The sequence below is a fragment of the Bradyrhizobium sp. SZCCT0148 genome (genome assembly GCF_018129985.1).
In the GTDB taxonomy this organism is placed as follows: Bacteria; Pseudomonadota; Alphaproteobacteria; order Rhizobiales; family Xanthobacteraceae; genus Bradyrhizobium; species Bradyrhizobium japonicum_H.
This window is the reverse complement of the sequence record NZ_JAFCKT010000003.1, coordinates 342,501-362,675: the sequence shown is the minus strand read 5'-3', so window position 1 is coordinate 362,675 and position 20,175 is coordinate 342,501. Positions and strand designations below refer to the sequence as shown.

The following is a 20,175-nucleotide window of genomic DNA, read 5'->3' as shown; positions in this document are numbered from 1 at the left end:
CGTTATCGCGGCCGCCTTTATGCGTCTCGATCACTTGTCGACGAAGGTTACCGTTTCAGCCACGCTCGCACGCGAGGTGCGGTAGCTGTTGATCTTGTGCGCATTGTCCGCGTAGCCGAACGAGATGCCGCACACGATGCGGCGATCGTCAGGCAGATTGAAGTGCCGACGGATCAGGCCGGAATGCCGCGCGAGCGCCGCCTGCGGAATCGTGCCGAGGCCGAGCGCCTGCGCAGCCAGCATGAAGTTGGAGACATAGGCGCCGCAGTCGATCGCACCATAGATCCCGAGCGGCTCGTTGGTGTGAATGACGGCGACATGCGGCGCGCCGAAGAAATTGTAGTTCTCCAGAGCCTGTTTGGCGTACGCCATCTTGTCGCCGCGGGCGATGCCGAGCGTGTTGTAGAGCTGAAAGCCGCTTTCGCGGCGGCGATCGAGATAGACGCCGACATATTCGCGCGGCGGGGTGAAGTCGTAATCGTCACCGAGACCGCCCGAGGCTTCCTTGTAGATCGCCTGGCGAAAGCGCTCCTTGGCCTCGCCGCTGGCGATGATCACCTGCCAGGGCTGGCTGTTGCACCAGGACGCCGTGCGCTGTGCGGTCGTCAGCACATGCTCAATGGTCGCGCGGTCGACCTCTTTGGGCAGGAAGGCGCGGACGGAGTAACGCTCGTTGAGCAGCTCTTCGAGCACGCCGATGCGGTCGTTCTGATTGACGGTAGCGTCCATGGTTCAGCTCGCGCTCTTCTCGTAGGGTGGGCAAAGGCGCATTGCGCCGTGCCCACGGACAGACTTACTCCAGCGCATCTGCATAAAGTGGGCACGCTTCGCTTTGCCCACCCTACGAGATACAGCGGGAGGTGATATCACCGCCCCTTGGTCGGGATCTTGTTGTACGGCACGTCCTTGTCCACTCGGATGTCGCCTGGCAGGCCCAGCACACGCTCGGCGATGATGTTGCGCAGGATCTCGTCGGTGCCGCCGGCGATGCGCATCGAGGGCGACGACAGCAGCATCTGCTGGAACTGGCCCTGCACCGTCTCCTCGTCGTTGCCGGTGAGAACACCGGCCGCGCCCTGCAGGTCCATGGCGTAGGTCGCGATGTCCTGCAGCATCATGCCCGACACCAGCTTGCCGATCGAATTCTCCGGGCCCGGCCGCTCGCCTTTCGACAGCGCCGAGATGGTGCGATAGCTGGTGAATTTCAGCCCGTTCGACTTCGCCGCCCAGCTCGCGAGTTTCGAACGCACCGCAGGATCGTCGATGGCGAGACCGTCCTCCAGCATCAGATTGGAGCAGAACTCGAACATCTCGGGCACGCCGGTCGCAAGGCGCGAGCCGATCGACATGCGCTCGTTCATCAGCGTGGTCAACGACACGCTCCAGCCCTCGCCGACGGCCCCGAGCCGCTGGCTGTCGGGAATCACGACGTCGGTGAAATAGACCTCGTTGAACTCCTGCATGCCATTGGCCTGCCTGATCGGTCGGACCTCGACGCCGGGGCTTTTCATGTCCAGGAAGAACATGGTGAGGCCCTTGTGCTTGGGCACGTTCGGATCGGTGCGCGCGATGAGCAGGCCGTAATCGGAATAATGCGCGCCCGAGGTCCAGATCTTCTGGCCGTTGACAACCCAGTTGTCGTCCTTCTTCTCCGCGCGCGTGCGTAGGCCTGCGACGTCGGAGCCGGCGGACGGCTCGGAGAACAGCTGGCACCAGATCTCCTCGCCCGAAGCGAGCTTCGGCAAATAGCGGCGCTTGGCATCCTCGCTGCCGAACGCCATCACGGTCGGACCGCACATGCCCTCGCCGATCTGGAACGGCTGCGTCAGCTTGCCGTAGACGCCCTCTTCCTGCTGCCAGATCACCTTCTCGATCGGCGTCGCACCACGGCCGCCATACTCCTTCGGCCAGTGCAGGCAGGCCCAATTGCCTTCGAACTTCTTCTTCTGCCAGGCCTTGCCGACCTCGACGATGTCGTGGCTCGCAAGCCGGATGCGGCCAAGCGAGGATTTCGACAGCTCGGCATGCAATTGCCTCGGCGCATTCGCATCGATCCATTGTCGCGCGGTCTGACGGAATGCGGCTTCCTGCGGGGTGTCGTCGAAATTCATCTTCGAACTCTCCTCTCTCGTGCCACCCCGGACGCGGCGCAGCGCGAAGCGGTGCGATGCAGAGCCGGGGCCCATCGTAGCTTTCTGGGTCCCGGCTCTGCGAAGCGGCATGAGATGCCGCATCGCGTCCGGGACACGGACTCATCTTCCCTTGGTGGGGATCTTGTTGAACGGCACGTCCTTGTCGACACGGATGTCACCCGGCAGGCCCAGCACCCGCTCGGCGATGATGTTGCGCATGATCTCGTCGGTGCCGCCTTCGACGCGCGTGCCAGGCGCACGCAGCAGCATCGCCTGGAAACGGCCGGCAAGCTCGCCGTCCTCGCCGCTGACGACACCGCTCGCGCCCTGCAAATCCAGCGCGTAGGTCGCGACGTCCTGGATCATCGAGCCCGCCACCAGCTTGCCGATGGAATTTTCCGGGCCCGGCCGCTCGCCCTTCGACAGCGCCGAGATTGCGCGCATGCTGGTGTATTGCAGCCCGCTCGCCTTCACCGCCCAGTTCGCCAGCTTCGAGCGCACAGCGCGATCCTCGATCGCCGGGCCGTCGTCGAGCATCAGGCTTGAGCAGTATTCGAACAGCTCGGGGAAGCCGGTCGAGACGGCCGCCCCGATCGCGCTGCGTTCGTTCATCAGCGTGGTCAGCGAGACATTCCAGCCATCACCGACCTCGCCGAGGCGCTGGTGATCGGGAATCCTGACATTGGTGAAATAGACCTCGTTGAAGTCGGAGGCCCCGCTCGCCTGCTTGATCGGCCGCACCTCGACGCCGGGGCTCTTCATATCCAGGAAGAACATGGTGAGGCCCTTGTGCTTGGGCACGGTCGGATCGGTGCGGGTCAGCAAGATGCCGTAGTCGGAATAATGCGCGCCCGAAGTCCAGATCTTCTGGCCGTTGACGACCCAGTCGTCGCCGTCCTTCTCCGCGCGGGTGCGAAGCCCCGCGACGTCGGAGCCGCCGGCCGGCTCGGAAAACAGCTGGCACCAGACCTTTTCGCCGGAGGCGAGCGGCGGCAGGTAGGTGCGCTTATGCTCCTCGCGCGCGAACGCCATCATGGTCGGCCCGCACATGCCGTGGCCGATGATGAACATGCGCGACAACTGGGCGAACGGCCCCTCTTCCTGCGACCAGATCACGCGCTCGATCGGTGACGATCCGCGACCGCCATATTCCTTGGGCCAGTGCAGGCAGGCCCAGCCGGCGTCGGCCTTCTTCTTTTGCCAGGCTTTCGCCACTTCCAGGATATTGGCGTTCTTTAGCGCGGTGCGCCCGAGCGAGGATTTGCGCAGCTCGTCCTCATATTGCTTGGGCGCGTTGGCGCCGATCCAGGCGCGGGCGGTGGCGCGAAACTCGGCTTCGTGCGGCGTGTCGTCGAAGTTCATGCTCTTATCTCTCGGTTCGTTCCCCGGACGCTGCGCAGCACGAAATCATACGTTGCAGATCCGGGGTCCATTGCGACCCTCGGTCCCGGCTCTGCGACGCCTTGCGCCGCGTCCGGGACACGATCATCATTACGCCGCGTTCTTCTTCCGCATGCGGTTGATCAACTGGTCTTCCCAATAAGAGAGACTGCCGAGCCCGAGCGCCATCGCGTTGGCGCGGCGGTAGTACATGTGGCAGTCGAACTCCCACGTGAAGCCCATACCGCCGTGAACCTGGATGTTGTTCTTGGCGCAGTGCTGGAACGCCTGCGTCGCGCTGATGCGCGCGGCCGCCGCGGCTTCCGGCAATTCGGCTGCATTGGTCGAGAGCGCCCAGGCGCCGTAATAGCTGTTGGAGCGCGCCAGCGTTGCCGAAACATACATGTCGGCCAGCATGTGCTTGACCGCCTGGAACGAGCCGATCTGGCGGCCGAAGGCGATACGGTCCAGCGCATAGTCGCGGCCCATTTCCAGCGCACGGTCGGAGCCGCCGACCTGCTCGAACGAGCAAAGCACGGCGGCGCGATCGAGCACCTGGGTGAGGATGCTCCAGCCTTCGCCGGCAGCGCCGAGCGGCTCGGCCTTGCAATCGCTGAAGGTGATCTCGGCCTGTCCGCGGGTCGGATCAAGATTGGAGAGACTCTTCACTGCAACGCCGGCGCCCTTGAGATCGACCAGGAACAGCGAGATGTCGCCGTCGCGCCCGCTCGATCCCGTCCGCGCGGCGACCACCGCGAAATCCGCGATCGCACCATCGGGGACCGGCTTCTTGACGCCATTCAAGACGCCGTTCGCAGCCGTGAGCTTGACGTGCTTCGGCGCCGGATTGCCCTTGCCCTCGAACAGCGCCAGCGTGCCGATCGCCTCGCCCGAGGCAATCGCCGGCAGCCACTTCTTCTTCTGCGCGTCGCTGCCCGAGATCAGCAGCGCCTCGGCGGCAAGGTACACGGTCGAGGAGAACGGCACCGGCGCATTGGCCCGGCCCATCTCCTCTGCGATGACGCAGAGTTCGAGATGGCCGGCGCCGGCGCCACCGAACTCTTCGGGGATCGCGACCCCTAAGAAGCCCATCTCGGCGAGGCCCTTCCACAGTTCCTTGTCGTAGGGCGCCTTGCCGTCGAGCACCACGCGCACGGCCTTCGGGGAGCACTTTTCAGCGAGGAATTTGCGCGCCTGATCGCGGAGCTGCTTCTGGTCGTCAGAGAAGTCGAAGTTCATGGCGGACTACCTTCGTTTATTCGTTGTCATTCGTTGGCACCGTCATTCCGGGGCGCGCGTGGCCGGGGGTATGGATTCCGGGCCTGGCCCTTCGGGCCATCCCGGAATGACGGGGTTGAGCGAGTTGTGTACTCATTTCAGCACGATCACATCCTGATCCGGATTGTCGGCATAGAGCCGTTCGACCAGCGCCGCGCGGCGCTCGAGGCCCGCGCGCTGGTTGATGTAGCCCTTGTCGGTGAGTTCGTTACCGTCGATCGAGGGAGGCTCGGCCATCAGCATCGCGCGCGCGATAATGCGGCTGCTGGCGCCCTCGCAGTCTCGATTGTGCGCTTCCAGCCCGCGCCTGAAGCAGGCGATCACCTCGGGATGCTTGACCGCATCCTCGAAGCTCAGATCTGGATTGCCGACGAGCTGGCGGCAGGCGTGAAGGTTCGGCCAGGCCAGAAGGCCGATGAACGGGCGATCCTGCCCGGCGACCAGCGCATCATGCACGACAGGCGTCGCGGCTGCGATCGCATCGGTGCGGAGCGAGCCGACATGGACGAAAGTGCCGGTGGTGAGCTTGAAGTCCTCGACCACGCGGCCTGCGAAGATGATGCCCTTCACCGGATCGGCATCGTCGACGAAGATGCCGGCATCGCCGATGCAATAATAACCCTCGTCGTCGAACATCTTCTTCGTCAGCTCAGGCTGGCCGAAATAGCCGGGCGTGACGTTGACGCCGCGCAGCCGCAATTCGTATTTCGAACCGCACGGCACCATCTTCAACTCGACGCCGGGGAACGGCAGGCCGATCAGGCCGACGCGTTCGGTGTCCCAATAGGTACCGGTCGAGGTCGGCGCGGTCTCGGTCGAACCCCAGCCGGTATAGAACACGATGCGCTCGCCGGTGGTCTTCACGGCCAGGGCCTGCATGCGGTCGTAGAGATCGTCAGGCAGACGCGCGCCGCCATAGGCCATGATCGAGAGATTCTTGAAGAAGGAACGACAGAGCGCGTCGTCCTTCTCCATGGCGGCCGCGAGCGCCGCATAGCCGGCCGGCACGTTGGCGTAATAGGTCGGCGAGATCTCGCGCAGATTCCGCAACGTCTCCTCGAACTGGCCCGGCATCGGCCGGCCATCATCGATATAGAGCGTGCCGCCGTCGACCAGCACCGGATGGAAGGCCGCATTGCCGCCCATCGTATGGTTCCACGGCATCCAGTCCAGCATGGTCGTGGTCGGGCCGCTGGGATCGCGCGGACGAACCTGCATCATCATCGCCGCATTGGCGCACATCATCGCCTGCGTGTTGATGACGGCCTTGGGCATGCCGGTCGAGCCTGACGTGAACAGCAGCTTGCCGACGGTGTCGGGTGTGATCCTTGCGATGGAGGCTTCGACATCAGCGGTGACAGGCGTTGCGGCGAGATCGGCAAAGCTGACGCTGCTGATCCCCTCGCAGGGCCGCGCAACATGAATCACGGTGACGCCGGCGAGGTCGATCGCCTTCAGCGCCTTCTCGAAGGTCGGGCCGTCCTGCACCATCACCACGGCCGGCTTGATCAGGTCGAACAGGTACTTCAGCTTGACGTGATCGTGGCTCATCAAGGAATAGGCCGGCGAGACCGGCGCCGCGGGTGAGCGGGCCTGCATCGCGGCCTGCGTCATCAGCGCATGCTCGATGGAGTTGCCTGAGAGGATCGCAACGGGACGACCATCGAGCGCGAGATTGAGCAGGCCTTGCGTCAGCGCATCCACGGTGCGCTTGGCCTCGCCATAGGACACCTTGCGCCACTCGCGATTGGGACCGCCGCGCTGCGCCAGCCAGATACGCTCCGGCGCTTCCTTCGCCCATTTCGCCAGCGAGGCCGGAATGTGCGTCTCGTAAGCTTGCAGCGGGATGCGCGACTTCAGCACCACCGTGCCGTCGCTGCGGCGCTCGACGTCGATGTCGCGCGCCAGCCACTCCACTTTGCGAAAGGCGGGCTTCGTCATCACGGCCGCCGCGCTTCCACTCATTTTGCGTCTCCCGGAATTATCGTCCTTTGCGGATCGTTCTCGTTCAGCGCTTGATATAGACAGGCTTTCGCTTCTCAAGGAAGGCCCTGATGCCTTCCGAAAATTCCTCGGAGCGGCTGCACAGGACCTGGTTGCGATCCTCCAGGGCGATCACGGCTTCAAGCGATCCCGCGTCGACACTGATGTTGAGACATTCCTTTGACAGACGCAGGCCCACCGGCGAAGCCGTCATCATCGCGTCGACATAAGGTTCGGCCGCCGCATCGAGCTTGTCCTCCTCGACGACTTCCGAGACCAGCCCGACCGCCAGCGCGCGTTCGGCACCGATGAAGCGCCCGGTGAGGATCAGTTCCGATGCGACAGACACACCGACCAACCGCGGCAGGAAATAGCTGGTGCCGATGTCACAGCCGCCAAGCCCGAGCTTGATGAAGGCGCAATTCATCCGCGCCGATTTCGTCGCGATGCGGATGTCGGACGCCAGCGCCAGCGCAAAACCGCCGCCGGCGGCTGCGCCCTGCACGAGAGAGATGATCGGCTGCGGACAACGACGCATCAGCATCACGATGTCGGCGATGCGCCGCTGCGAATCGAGTGACTCCGTGACACCGGGCGGCTCCTGTTGCCCGGCCCGGCGAGCCATCGCCGCCTTGAGGTCGAGACCGGCACAAAAATTCTTGCCCGCGCCCTTCAGCACCACGACGCGCGTGTCGCGGTTGCGCTGCAGGCCCTGGAAATAGTCGTTAAGAGCGTCGATCAGCGCGGCGTCGAGCGCGTTGAGGCTGTCGGGACGATTGAGCGTCACACGGTCGACGCCGTCGTCATGTTCGATCAGCAGAGGTTGGGACATGGGCCTCTTCATCCGCGCGTGAGATGGCTGTTGATGCGCCCTCTCCCCTTGTGGGAGAGGGCATGCACACGCTTGCAACATACTCTCTTGGGTGAGGGGTCTGTCTCCGCGGATACGTACCCCTCATGCGGCGCGACGCGCCACCTTCTCCCACAGGGGGAGAAGGAAGAGCCTATCGCGGAGCCATGCGGATGGCGCCGTCGAGGCGGATGGTCTCGCCATTCAGCATCGCATTCTCGACGATGTGCACAGCGAGCGCGCCGTATTCCTTGGCATCGCCGAGACGCGAGGGATGCGGCACCTGCGCGCCCAGGCTCTTCCGAGCTTCCTCGTTTAGTCCCATCAGCAGCGGCGTGAAGAACAGGCCGGGCGCAATGGTGTTGACGCGGATCTTCTGGCTGGCGAGGTCGCGCGCGGCCGGCAGGGTCAGGCCGACGACGCCGCCCTTCGACGCCGAATAGGCGATCTGGCCGATCTGGCCTTCGTAGGCCGCGACCGACGCCGTGTTGATGATGACGCCGCGTTCTTCACCGACCGGCTCGATCGTGACGAGGCGCTCGGCGAACAGCCGCAGGCAGTTGAACGTGCCGATCAGATTGACATTGATGATGCGCGCGAACTTTTCCAGGGGATAGACGCCGTCGCGGCCGACGATGCGCTGCGAGCCGCCGATGCCGGCGCAGTTCATCAGCACGCGGGCAACGCCATGCGCAGCTTCCGCCTTGGCGATCGCCGCCTTGATCTGCTCCTCGCTGGTGACGTCGGCATGCAGCGCGACGCCCTTCACTTCGGCGGCAACCTTCTCGGCATTGTCCTTGTTCTGGTCGATCACGCCGATCTTGGCGCCCTTGGCCGCCATGGCGCGGGCAGTCGCTTCGCCGAGGCCCGAACCGCCGCCGGTGATGAGAACGGCTACGTCTTTCAATTCCATCGCTTGTACCTTTCCTTGGGCGTTTCTTCTCTGGACTTCGATAGTGATGGCCGGATTATCCGGCCGCCGCGGGCTCCCCGGCTTGCGTGAGGATGCCGCCGCAGATCAGCGTTTCCATGTGCTTGATGTATTGCCGGCAGACATCGTCGGTGACCGGGCCGACGCCGGTCGCGCGAGACATCGCGTGCCGGCCAAAGAACAGGTGATCGCAGGCCCCGATCAGGGAGGTGTAGAACAGCACCGGATCGGTGGCCCGAAATTCGCCGCGGCTGACGCCATCGGCGAGCAGGCGACGATGAAAGTCGAGCAGCGGCGCAACGAAGAATTTCGAGACTTCGTCGGCGGAGCCGGCGCTGGTTTCATGCAGCAGATAGTGGATCAGCCGGTTCATGTACGGGAACCGGTGATAGGCCCGGATGATGCCGGCGATATGCAGCCTGAGCTTCGCCGTCGCCGTGATCGGCTGCGCCAGCAGATATTCGAGATTGGACATCTCGGTCGCCGCGTCCCGCGCGAGCAGCGCCAGCAGCAGGCCGTCCTTGTTGCCGAAATGATATTTGACCAGCGCAGCGTTGGCGCCCGACTTCTGCGCGATGTCGCTGAGCGAGATCTCGATCGAGGAGCGTTCGATCATCAACTCGCTCGCGGCCACGAGCAATTTCTCTGCCGTGGAATTCTTCCCGCTGGGGAGCCTGGTCGGTACGCTGGTGGCCACGGAGATCCCTGTTCTCGCCGCATGAACGGGCCGCAGATAAGCCGAAGCAGCGCCTCATCACAAGAGTTAATTGATCGATTGACTAAACGATCGCCCGTCCCTTAAATCCGTCCCCGACAACCAACCCAATCAAGAATTCAGGGAGAGACCGACATGGCCGAGGCTTATATCGTCGCCGCTGCGCGTACCGCCGGCGGGCGCAAGGGGGGCCGCCTCGCCGGCTGGCATCCGGCCGATCTCGCCGCCAAGGTGCTCGACGAGCTGGTCGACCGCACCAAGGTCGATCCCGCCCTGGTCGAGGACGTGATCATGGGCTGCGTCATGCAGGTCGGTGAGCAGTCCAACAATGTCGCGCGCAACGCCATCATGGCCTCGAAGCTGCCGGAGAGCGTGCCGGGCACCTCGATCGACCGCCAGTGCGGCTCCTCGCAGCAGGCGCTGCATTTTGCAGCGCAAGCCGTGATGTCCGGCACCATGGACGTCGTGATCGCCGCCGGCGTGGAATCGATGACGCGCGTGCCGATGGGCCTGTCCTCGCAGCTGCCGGCCAAGAACGGCTTCGGCAATTACAAGAGCCCGGGCATCGAGGCGCGATATCCCAATATCGTGTTCAGCCAGTTCACCGGCGCCGAGATGATGGCCGAGAAGTACGGCCTGTCGAAGGATGACCTCGACGAATATTCCTACAACAGCCATCAGCGCGCGATCGCGGCGACGCAGGCCGGCCACTTCAAGAAAGAGATCGTGCCGCTGGAGATCACCCGCGCCGACGGCAGCAAGGACACCCACCACATCGACGAGGGCATCCGCTTCGACGTCACGCTCGACGGAATCAAGGGCGTCAAGCTGATCGCGGAGAACGGCAAGCTCACCGCCGCCAGCGCCAGCCAGATCTGCGACGGCGCCTCCGGAGTGATGGTCGTCAACGAGCGCGGCCTCAAGCAGCTCGGCGTCAAGCCGCTGGCGCGCATCCATCACATGACCATGACCGGCGGCGACCCCGTCATCATGCTCGATGCGCCCCTGCACGCCACCAAGAAGGCACTGGAGAAGGCCGGCATGAAGGTCGATGACATCGACCTGTTCGAGGTCAACGAGGCCTTCGCCTCGGTGCCGACCGGCTGGCTGAAGACCACCGGCGCCGACCCGGCGCGCCTCAACGTCAATGGCGGTGCCATCGCGCTCGGCCATCCGCTCGGCGGATCCGGCACCAAGCTGATGACCACGCTGGTGCACGCCCTGCACCAGCGCGGCAAGCGCTATGGTCTTCAGACCATGTGCGAAGGCGGCGGCATGGCCAACGTCACGATCGTGGAGCGGCTGTAAGCCGTCTCGTGTCCCGGACGCGCTGCAGCGTGAAACGCTGCGGCGCAGAGCCGGGACCCATGCCTCACAATGGACCCCGGATATGCGGCGCAACGCTGCGGGCTGCGCCGCGTCCGGGGAACGTCACATCCATTTGCCGCTACATTGAAACATCGCCATGACCCACCCCGCCATCCACGCCCAGACCACGCCCGACAAGATCGCCTACCGGATGGCCGGCACCGGCAAGGCGATCACCTATCGCGAGCTCGACGAGCTTTCGAACCAAGGCGCGCAGCTGTTCCGCTCGCTCGGCCTCAAAGCCGGCGACCACATCGCCCTGCTGATGGAGAATCGCCTCGCCTTCATGGAGCTGTGCTGGGCCGCGCAGCGGAGCGGGCTCTATTACACCGCGATCAGCCGCTATCTGAAGCAGGACGAGATCGACTACATCATCGCCGATTGCGGCGCCAAAATCGTGATCACCACGCCGAAATGCGCCGATCAGATCAAGGATCTCGTCAAGGGCGCCGCCGGCGAGCCGCTGTTCTACATGATGGACGACCCGCTGCCCGGCTTCCGCTCCTACGACAAGGAAGCCGCCGCGCAGCCGACCACGCCGATCGCCGACGAGGTCGCCGGCTACGACATGCTGTATTCGTCGGGCACCACCGGACGCCCGAAGGGCATCAAGAAGGCCTTCGAGGGCAACAGGATCGACGCGCCGAACGCCTTCCTGCGCGTGCTCTGCGCCGACATGTGCGGCATGAACGCCGACAGCATCTATCTCTCGCCGGCACCGCTCTATCACGCGGCCCCTCTGCGCTTCAACATGATGGCAATCGTGCTCGGCGGCACCTCCATCATCATGGAGCACTTCGACGCTGAGGAATTCCTGAAGCTGGTCGAGAAGCACAAGGTGACGCAGTCGCAGCTGGTGCCAACCATGTTCGTGCGCATGCTGAAGCTGCCCGATGAGGTCCGCTCGAAGTACAATGTCTCCACGCTCAAGGGCGCGATCCACGCCGCAGCCCCCTGCCCGGTCGACGTCAAGGCGAAGATGATCGAGTGGTGGGGCCCGATCCTGATCGAGTATTATGCCGGCTCGGAAGGCAATGGCGTCACCGTCTGCAACTCGCAGCAATGGCTGGAGCATCGCGGCAGCGTCGGCCGCGCCGTGGTCGGCAAGATCAAGATTCTCGACGAGAACGACGAGGAACAACCCACCGGCGAGATCGGCACGGTTTATTTCGCCGGCGCCCCCGCGTTCACCTATCATAACGATCCCGAGAAGACGAAGAAGGCCTACAACGCCAAGGGCTGGTCGACGCTCGGCGACGTCGGCTACCTCGACAAGGACGGCTTCCTCTATCTCACCGACCGCAAGTCCTACATGATCATCTCCGGCGGCGTGAACATCTATCCGCAAGAGACCGAGGACGTGCTGATCACCCACCCCGACGTTGCCGATGTCGCCGTGTTCGGCGTGCCGAACGAGGAGATGGGCGAAGAGGTGAAGGCGGTGGTGCAGCCGCATGACATGGCTCGCGCCGGCAGGGCGCTTGAGGCCGATTTGATCGCCTTTTGCAAGACGCGGCTGTCGGCGATCAAGTGCCCGCGCTCGATCGATTTCGAGCCCGAGCTGCCGCGCACGCCCACAGGCAAGCTGGTGAAGCGGCATCTGCGGGACAGATATTGGCCCAAGACGGTGGCGAAGATTTAGAAGGTCTCGTGTCCCGGACGCGGTGCAGCGCGCAGCGTTGCACCGCGGAGCCGGGTCCCATCTCTCGGCAGTGGCCCCGGATCTGCAATGCGTCACGACGTGCCGCACCGCGTCCGGGGCACGAGAGCTTCGCCTCAATCAAACAAGCTCGGCGTGTGGTTCACCAGCGCGCCTTCGATCTCCAGCATTTTCAGCTTCGTCACCACGCCGCCATTGGCCGAGAAGCCGCCGGGCTTGTTGCCGGCCGCGAGCACGCGATGGCAGGGCACCACGATCGGGCACGGGTTGTGGCCGAGCGCCTGGCCGACGTCGCGCGACAGCTGGACGCCGCCGAGCTGCCTGGCGATGTCGCCATAGGTGACGGTCTTGCCGGGCGAAATCGCGCGGGCAATCGCGTAAACGCCACGGTTGAAGTCAGGCACGCCGTCGAGATCGAGCTCGATATCGGTGAGGTCGTCCGGCTCGCCCGCGAGCAGCTTGACGATGCGGTCGATCGCTTTCCGCACCGCGGCGGTCGGCTCGGCCTCGACGGCATCACCGTGGCGCTGGCTGATGCGGGTACGGATCTTCTGCTCCCCGCCCATCGGCAATTGCGTGCCGTTGATACCGCGCGGGCCCCAGGCGATGGCGCAGAGGCCGATCCTGGTATCGAACAGGGCGAAATGCTGGTCGGTCATGACCTGGTTCCTGAGGTTGCGTTGCCGTCGCATGCCCCCAATGTGATCCCGGGCCAAATCTAGGCTTGGAAATAGTTGCGATCCACCCGGTTTCCGGGGATCGTGCACAGGAGTCCGCCCGCCTCGCGAGTCCCGAATGCAAAGCCTCCACGTCAACGGTTACGACATGCCCTATCTCGACGTGGGCGAGGACAGCGGCCGGCCGCCGCTGGTCTGCGTGCACGGCTCGCTCAACGACTTCAGGGTCTGGGGCTGCGTGCTCGGCCCGCTGTCCCAGCGGCATCGGGTAATCGCCGTCAGCCTGCGGCACTTCTTTCCGGAGAAATGGGATGGTGTCGGCGACACCTATTCGATCGCCCAGCACGTCGACGACGTCATCGCCTTCATCGAGACGCTCGACCTCGGCCCGGTCGACCTGATGGGTCATTCCCGCGGCGGCCACATCTGCTTCCGCGTGGCGCAGCGGCGGCCGGATCTGCTGCGGCGGCTGGTGCTGGCTGAACCGGGCGGTGAACTCGATGCGAGCCTCGATCCCGACTATGCCGGCGGCCCCTCGCCATTGCTGGCGCGCTTCACGGCCTCGGCCGAGAAGATCGCGGCCGGCGATGTCGACGGCGGCCTCGCCGTCTTCGTCGACACGCTGGAAGGCGCCGGCACCTGGCCGCGGCTGCCGGCGCTGGTGAAGCAGAACCTGCGCGACAACGCCGCTACGCTGATCGGCCAGGTCCGCGACAATCGTCCGCCGTTCTCGAAGGCGGATGCGGAGGCGATCAGGATGCCGACGCTGTTCATCCTGGGCGCGCGGACCAAGGGCCTGCTGCCGAAGGTGCTGCATGCGCTTGCGGCGCATGTGCCCTACTCAAAGACGGCGACAATTCCGAACGCGACGCATCCGATGTTCGAGCAGGCGCCGCAGAAATACTCCGAAGTCGTCCTGGATTTTCTGGCGAGCTGATCATGCAGAGCTTTCGCGTCAACGGTTACGACATGGCCTATCTCGAAGTCGGACAGGGTCATCCGCTGGTCTGCGTGCACGGTACGCTCGGCGACTTCCGCACCTGGTATGCGGTGCTCGGGCCATTGTCGAAGAACCATCGCGTGATCTCGGTCAGCCTGCGGCATTTCTTTCCCGAGCATTGGGACGCCGTCGGCGACGATTACAAGATGGCGCAGCACGTCGCTGACACGATCGCCTTCATCGAGCAGGTCAAGCCCGGCCCCGTCGATTTGATGGGCCACTCGCGCGGCGGCCACATCGCATTTCGCGTGGCGCAGGCCCGGCCGGATCTGGTGCGGAAGTTGGTGCTGGCCGAGCCGGGCGGCGATCTCGACCCATCCCTGCCGGTGCCGGAAGGCACGCCCGCGCATCCGCCGCTGGCGGCGCGCACCGCGCGATCGGTCGAGATGATCCGCGCCGGCGATGTCGAGGCCGCGCTGCAGAATTTCTACGAGGGCATCGAGGGCGACGGCGCGTGGCGGCGCGTGCCCGCGGCGGCCAAGCAGCAACTGCGCGACAACGCGCTGACACTCCTCGGCCAGATCAACGAGCAGCGCCGGCCCTACACGCTAAGCGACGCGCAGGCGATCAAGACCCCGACGTTGCTGATCGGCGGCGGCGCGACCACCGGCAGCCTGTCGGTGATGTGGCGCGTGCTGGCCAAGCACATCACCGGCAGCAAGACGGCAGTGATTCCGAACGCCGGCCACTGGATGTTCGAGCAGGCCCCGCTGGAGTTCGGCGAGCAAGTGGACGTGTTTCTGGCGGAGTAGACCCTCCCGCCCGAACCCATTTTTCGCGAAAACAACCCCATGCACAGTAGACCAGGCCAATGAAATCAGTGACTTATCAGGTATAAGGTCGCGCAGTCTTGACGCCTTTCCCATCCTGCAATACCTTCGAATACGGAATTCCGTATTCCCTCGCAGGAGCACTTGGCGTGATCCCCCTCGACCCGCTCCCGAACCTGATCGATCAGGTCTATGCCCGTATCCTGGAGGCGATCTCTGACAGCACGCTTCAGCCCGGCCAGCGCATCCGGCAGAACGAGCTGGCCGACAAGCTCGGCGTCTCGCGCCAGCCTGTCTCGCATGCGCTGCACCTGCTCCACCGCCAGGGTCTGGTCGCCGAGAGCGGCAAGCGTGGCTTCGAGGTCACCCAACTCGATCCCGCGCGCATCCGCCAACTCTACGAGGTCCGGGGCGCGATCGACGCGCTGGCAGCCCGGCTCGCGGCTGAACGCGCACGATATGACGCGGCCGGCCGCGCGCGGCTGGAGGCGGCACTCGCCGCCGGACGCGGCATCGACCGCAACACGACCCTCGCAGAGCTGATCGTGCGCGACGTCGATTTTCACCGCGCGATCTATCAGCTCGCCGGCAATCCCGTGATTGAGGAAACCATAGCGCCGCAATGGCCGCACATGCGGCGCTCGATGGCGACGGTGCTGTCGGAGCTCGACTATCGCGGCAGCGCCTGGGCGGAGCATGCGACGATTGCCGGACACATTTTCGCGGGCGAGGTGAACGCCGCCGAAGCCGCAGCGCTGGCGCATGCACAGACGGCGGGACGGATGACAGAGGAGAGATTGAGGGCGACGGACGAGGCAGCGGCGTAACGGCCGCTTCCGTCATGCCCAGGCTTGTCCCGGGCATCCACGTTCTTCGAGCGTGGAGCGAAGACGTGGATGCCCGGGTCAAGCCCGGCCATGACGAGAGATAGAACAAACAAAATCAAGGAGGACGACCCATGAGACTGTCTCAGGAGCAATTGGAGTTCTTCCACCGCGAGGGCTGGCTGTTTTTGCCCGAGCTGTTCAGCCAGGAGGAGGTCGATTTCCTCGCGCGCGAGGCGGTCGGCATTTACGACGCCAACCGGCCCGAGGTCTGGCGCGAGAAGAGCGGCGCGCCGCGCACGGCATTTGCCGCGCATCTCTACAACGAGGCGTTCGGTCTCCTCGGGGCCCATCCGCGCATGATCGACCCCGTCGAGCAGCTGTTCGGCGAGCCGGTCTACATGCACCAGTTCAAGATCAACGCGAAATCGGCATTCACCGGGGACGTCTGGCAGTGGCACCAGGATTACGGCACCTGGAAGCGCGACGACGGCATGCCTGAGCCGCGCGCCATGAACATCGCCATCTTCCTCGACGAGGTGATGCCGATCAACGGCCCCCTGATGCTGGTGCCGCGCAGCCAAAACGCCGGCGATCTCGCAGCCTCGCACGACCTCGCCACCACCTCCTATCCGCTGTGGACGCTGGACGAGGCCACCGTGACGCGGCTCGTCGCGCAAGGCGGCATCGTGGCGCCGACCGGAAAGCCCGGCGGCATGCTGATGTTTCATGGCAATCTCGTGCACGGCTCGGCCGGCAACATCACGCCCTACCCGCGCAAGATCGTGTACCTGACCCTGAACGCGGTTTCGAACCACATCCGCAATCCCACGCGGCCGGACTACATCGCGCATCGCGACTTCACCCCGATCAAGACGGTGGACGACGACGCGCTGTTGCGTCTCGCACGTGCGCCACGACAGGCGGCGGAGTAGGCTGTCGTTCCGGGTCGCGCGTAGCGCGAGCTATGGTGCGCAATTGCGCACCTGAGAATCCATTCATCCACAGTCTCTGCGGTTCAATGGATTCCGGCTCGCGCTGCGCGTCGCCCCGGAATGCCGAACGTTGATAGTTCGCGTCACCCAACAGCCATTTGCACTCGGACATCCCCCATGAACCTCTACCGCCTTCTCCAGGCCCGCGCGTCCGCCGGCAAGCCTGTCCGTGTCGCGCTGATCGGCGCCGGCAAGTTCGGCTCGATGTTTCTGGCGCAGGTGCCGCACACGCCGGGGCTGGAGGTGCCCGTCATCGTCGACATCGACCGCGACCGCGCACGCGAGGCCTGCCGCACGGTCGGCTGGAGCGCCGAGCGGATCGCCGCCACCGTCTTCACCGATGATGGCGCGCGCGCCATTGCCGGCGGCGCGATGGACGTGGTGGTGGAAGCGACCGGCAATCCCGCCGTCGGGATCAAGCATGCGCGCGCCGCGATCGCCGCGGGCAAGCATATCGTGATGGTGAATGTCGAGGCCGACGTGTTGGCAGGTCCGCTGCTGGCGGAGGAAGCGCGCAAGGCGGGCGTGGTCTATTCACTCGCCTATGGCGACCAGCCGGCGCTGACCGCCGAGATGGTCGACTGGGCCCGCGCCACCGGCTTCCGCGTCGTCGCCGCCGGCAAGGGCACGAAATACCTGCCGGCCTATCACGACGTCACACCGGATGGCGTCTGGCAGCATTACGGCCTCACCGCGGGCGAGGCGCAATCGGCGGGCATGAATCCGCAGATGTTCAACTCCTTTCTCGACGGCACCAAATCGGCGATCGAGATGGCCGCGATCGCCAACGCCTGCGCCCTCGACGTGCCCGCGGACGGCTTGCTGTTTCCGCCCTGCGGCGTCGATGATCTGCCGCACATCATGCGGCCGCGCTCGCGCGGTGGCGTGCTGGAGCGGTCGGGCCTGGTCGAAGTCGTGTCCTCGCTCGAGCGCGACGGACGGCCGGTGTTTCGCGACCTGCGCTGGGGCGTCTATGTCGTGCTGGAGGCGCCGAACGACTATGCCGCCGACTGCTTCAGGCAATACGGCCTGAAGACCGACGCCAGCGGACGTTTCGCGGCCATGTACAAGCCCTACCATCTGATCGGGCTCGAGCTGAACATCTCGGTGCTGTCTGCCGCGCTGCGCGGCGAGCCGACCGGCCAGGCCAGCGGCTTCCGCGGCGACGTGGCGGCGGTCGCCAAGCGCAATCTGCGCGCAGGCGAGATGCTGGACGGCGAAGGCGGCTACACGGTGTGGGGCAAGCTGGTACCAGCGGCAGCGAGCCTGAAGGCCGGCGCATTGCCGATCGGCCTCGCACACCGCGTGAAGCTGAAACATGACGTCGCACACGGCACGGTGGTGCGCTGGAGTGACGTCGAGTTCGACGCCGGCAACGAGACGGTGAAGACGCGCAAAGCCATGGAGAGTGCGTTCGCAGCGCAGCATTGAGCGGCGATACCGCGAGCACAACCAAAGTGCGCTTGCTTTGCGATCCTCGTTTGGCCATCCTGCCCCCCGATCCGGAATACAGAATTTCGGGCGCCTATAACGTCGGCCGCCGGCGAAGACAAAGCGACGACAAGATCGCGATCCCTCGTCGAGGACTCGGCATCACAGGGAGGGAAATGCATGGAACGTCGTAAATTCCTGACGGCCGGCGGATTGGGCTTGGCCGCAAGTGCCGTTGCTGCACCGGCCATCGCACAATCGATGCCGGAGGTGAAATGGCGGTTGACGGCGAGCTGGCCAAAAGCGCTGGATACGCTCTACGGCGGCTGCGAATATTTCTGCAAACGCGTCGCCGAGATCACCGACAATCGCTTTCAGATCCAGCCCTTTGCCGCTGGCGAAATCGTGCCAGGCCTGCAGGTGCTCGACGCCGTTTCGAACGGCACCGTCGAGATGGGCAACACCGCGCTCTATTACTATTGGGGCAAGAACCCGGCATTCACGTTCGGCACCTCGCTGCCGTTCGGCCTCAACACGCGCCAGCACATATCCTGGCTGTTGTGGAACGGCGGCCAGGATCTGCTCAACGACCTGCTAAAGGAGCACAACGCGTTCGGCGTCCCGACAGGTTCGACCGGGGCGCAGATGGGCGGTTGGTTCCGCAAGGAGATCAAGACCGTCGATGATCTCAAGGGCCTGAAATTCCGCGTCGGCGGATTTGCCGGGACCATCATCGCCAAACTGGGTGGCGTGCCGCAGCAGATCGCGGCGGGCGACATCTATCCTGCCTTGGAGAAGGGCACGATCGACGCAGCCGAATGGGTCGGCCCCTACGACGACGAGAAGCTCGGTTTCGTCAAGGTCGCGAAGTACTATTACTATCCGGGCTGGTGGGAAGGCACGGGCCAAGGCCATAACATCATAAATCTCGAGAAGTGGAATTCACTGCCGAAGCATTATCAGGCGGCGGTTTCCGCGGCCTCGCTCGATACCTTCACCTGGGTGACCGGCAAGTACGATTCGGTGAACCCACCTGCACTCAAGCGCCTGCTTGCGGCCGGGGCGATCCTCAAGCCGTTCCCCCAGGAGGTGCTCGAAGCCTGTTACGGCGCGGCCAACGAGGTCTATGCCGATCTCGCCAAGACCAATCCGCATTTCGGCAAGATGTATTCGAGCCTCACCGCGTTCCGGGCCGATTCGCTGGCCTGGATGCAGGTGGCAGAACTCAGCTTCGACAGCTTCATGATGCGGATGCGGACGCGGACGTAACTGCGTCGCACTTCAAGGCGCGAAACGAAAAGGCCCCGGAGACGTCTCCGGGGCCCTTTGATTTGGCGGAAGGCCCGCGCTCGCGTGCCCGCACGCGGCGCGGCGTCCTTTCGACGATGCGCTGCAGAGCCGCGGCACGGGTCAGCGACGGTCGATGGCGGCAAGGTCCCGAGTCTGCGCAGCAAGGCCAAGGCATTGCAGAGTGTCGGGAGGTGCGACCTCAGTTCTCCTCATCGCCGAGCGCGGCGATCAGTTTGTCGTAGTACTTGGCGACCAGATCGATATTGCCTTTGTTCTCGACCGCCGGAGCCGGCGTCTTGAGTGCCTCGTTGAGCTCCTCAAGCGCTTCCTTCTTGTCCTTGGCCGGCATTTTGGTGTCGGCCTGGAGCTGCGCGATCTGCGCCTTGATCACGGCTTCGGGGCCGACATACTTCTTGGTCGCGGGGTCGAAGCCGCCGATCACCAGGCTGATGTTGTCGACGACGTTGTTGTAGTCGTCGTAGCTGGCAAAGCCGTGCTTCTTGGCGACGCCGTCGAGCTGAGCGATCACCTTCTGGTCGGGCGCAGTGTTCTCCGGGAGTTTCTCCGTGATCACGTCCATGTCCTTTTGCGCGGCGAGCACGCCGTCGAGCTGCTTGTCGGTCAGCGCGATCTGCTTGAGCGCCGGAGCCTGGGCGGGCGCGGCTTGCGGGGCCGGTGCGGTCTGCTGTGCCGGCGCGGCCTGCTGTTTGGCTTGCGCGAATGCGGAATTGGACGAGGCGAGCGATGCTGCGGACAAAACGCACGCGACGCCGAACGCGGCGAGGGCGGGACGAAGCAATGCTGGCATGGAAGGTCTCCTCGGATATTGGAATGGGGGTTTCGCAGCCCGGGATTCCGAATATCGGCCGAGACGTGAACGGCCTGTGAACT

General features: G+C 64.6%; 18 protein-coding genes. 8 read left to right on the top strand and 10 right to left on the bottom strand.

Features of this window, described 5'->3' with window-relative positions; all coding sequences use genetic code 11:
- Positions 1-30: 30 nt before the first annotated feature.
- The 8 genes from JQ580_RS13500 to JQ580_RS13465 form a co-directional block, all read right to left on the bottom strand.
- Entirely contained in the window at positions 31-729 is a 699-nt protein-coding gene (locus JQ580_RS13500) for a nitroreductase (protein WP_212280522.1), read from the bottom strand.
- Positions 730-866: 137 nt separating this feature from the next.
- Entirely contained in the window at positions 867-2,111 is a 1,245-nt protein-coding gene (locus JQ580_RS13495; RefSeq protein WP_212280521.1) for an acyl-CoA dehydrogenase, read from the bottom strand.
- A gap of 141 nt (positions 2,112-2,252) precedes the next feature.
- On the bottom strand, positions 2,253-3,494 hold the full coding sequence (locus JQ580_RS13490; protein WP_212280520.1) for an acyl-CoA dehydrogenase: 1,242 nt from the start codon (positions 3,492-3,494) through the stop codon (positions 2,253-2,255).
- Positions 3,495-3,623: 129 nt separating this feature from the next.
- A complete protein-coding gene (locus tag JQ580_RS13485) occupies positions 3,624-4,751 on the bottom strand; it encodes an acyl-CoA dehydrogenase family protein (protein ID WP_212280519.1) in 1,128 nt (375 codons plus the stop codon).
- Positions 4,752-4,883: 132 nt separating this feature from the next.
- Positions 4,884-6,755 carry an AMP-binding protein gene (locus JQ580_RS13480; RefSeq protein WP_212280518.1) on the bottom strand — a complete coding sequence of 624 codons (1,872 nt, stop codon included), beginning with the start codon at positions 6,753-6,755 and terminating at the stop codon, positions 4,884-4,886.
- A gap of 43 nt (positions 6,756-6,798) precedes the next feature.
- The gene (locus JQ580_RS13475; RefSeq protein ID WP_212280517.1) at positions 6,799-7,605 is read right to left on the bottom strand and encodes an enoyl-CoA hydratase/isomerase family protein; all 807 of its coding nucleotides are present in this window, start codon (positions 7,603-7,605) and stop codon (positions 6,799-6,801) included.
- Positions 7,606-7,777: 172 nt separating this feature from the next.
- Positions 7,778-8,536: an SDR family NAD(P)-dependent oxidoreductase gene (locus tag JQ580_RS13470; RefSeq protein WP_097657345.1), complete on the bottom strand. Its 759-nt coding sequence runs from the start codon at positions 8,534-8,536 to the stop codon at positions 7,778-7,780.
- A gap of 55 nt (positions 8,537-8,591) precedes the next feature.
- A complete protein-coding gene (locus tag JQ580_RS13465) occupies positions 8,592-9,170 on the bottom strand; it encodes a TetR family transcriptional regulator (RefSeq protein WP_249134145.1) in 579 nt (192 codons plus the stop codon).
- Between the two features lie 234 nt (positions 9,171-9,404).
- On the opposite strand from JQ580_RS13465, the gene JQ580_RS13460 reads away from it, so the two are divergent.
- Complete coding sequence (locus tag JQ580_RS13460; protein WP_097657343.1) at positions 9,405-10,577, top strand: acetyl-CoA C-acetyltransferase; 1,173 nt, start codon at positions 9,405-9,407, stop codon at positions 10,575-10,577.
- Between the two features lie 157 nt (positions 10,578-10,734).
- On the top strand, positions 10,735-12,279 hold the full coding sequence (locus tag JQ580_RS13455; protein WP_212280515.1) for an acyl-CoA synthetase: 1,545 nt from the start codon (positions 10,735-10,737) through the stop codon (positions 12,277-12,279).
- Positions 12,280-12,413: 134 nt separating this feature from the next.
- Here JQ580_RS13455 and JQ580_RS13450 read toward each other — a convergent pair whose 3' ends face one another.
- On the bottom strand, positions 12,414-12,956 hold the full coding sequence (locus JQ580_RS13450; protein ID WP_212280514.1) for a methylated-DNA--[protein]-cysteine S-methyltransferase: 543 nt from the start codon (positions 12,954-12,956) through the stop codon (positions 12,414-12,416).
- A gap of 136 nt (positions 12,957-13,092) precedes the next feature.
- On the opposite strand from JQ580_RS13450, the gene JQ580_RS13445 reads away from it, so the two are divergent.
- The 6 genes from JQ580_RS13445 to JQ580_RS13420 all read left to right on the top strand — a co-directional run bounded on the left by JQ580_RS13445 (position 13,093) and on the right by JQ580_RS13420 (position 19,263).
- Positions 13,093-13,911, top strand: a complete 819-nt coding sequence (locus JQ580_RS13445) for an alpha/beta fold hydrolase (protein WP_212280513.1) — start codon at positions 13,093-13,095, stop codon at positions 13,909-13,911.
- Positions 13,912-13,913: 2 nt separating this feature from the next.
- Positions 13,914-14,726, top strand: coding sequence for an alpha/beta fold hydrolase (locus JQ580_RS13440; RefSeq protein WP_212280512.1), 813 nt, complete (start codon positions 13,914-13,916; stop codon positions 14,724-14,726).
- Positions 14,727-14,893: 167 nt separating this feature from the next.
- The gene (locus JQ580_RS13435; protein WP_212280511.1) at positions 14,894-15,571 is read left to right on the top strand and encodes a GntR family transcriptional regulator; all 678 of its coding nucleotides are present in this window, start codon (positions 14,894-14,896) and stop codon (positions 15,569-15,571) included.
- Positions 15,572-15,702: 131 nt separating this feature from the next.
- Complete coding sequence (locus JQ580_RS13430; RefSeq protein ID WP_212280510.1) at positions 15,703-16,503, top strand: phytanoyl-CoA dioxygenase family protein; 801 nt, start codon at positions 15,703-15,705, stop codon at positions 16,501-16,503.
- Between the two features lie 177 nt (positions 16,504-16,680).
- Positions 16,681-17,994: an NAD(P)H-dependent oxidoreductase gene (locus JQ580_RS13425; RefSeq protein ID WP_212280509.1), complete on the top strand. Its 1,314-nt coding sequence runs from the start codon at positions 16,681-16,683 to the stop codon at positions 17,992-17,994.
- Between the two features lie 180 nt (positions 17,995-18,174).
- Positions 18,175-19,263: a TRAP transporter substrate-binding protein gene (locus tag JQ580_RS13420; protein WP_212280508.1), complete on the top strand. Its 1,089-nt coding sequence runs from the start codon at positions 18,175-18,177 to the stop codon at positions 19,261-19,263.
- A 220-nt stretch (positions 19,264-19,483) separates the two neighbouring features.
- Here the strand turns inward: JQ580_RS13420 and JQ580_RS13415 are convergent, their stop codons facing one another.
- The gene (locus JQ580_RS13415; RefSeq protein ID WP_212280507.1) at positions 19,484-20,092 is read right to left on the bottom strand and encodes a hypothetical protein; all 609 of its coding nucleotides are present in this window, start codon (positions 20,090-20,092) and stop codon (positions 19,484-19,486) included.
- Positions 20,093-20,175 lie beyond the last annotated feature (83 nt).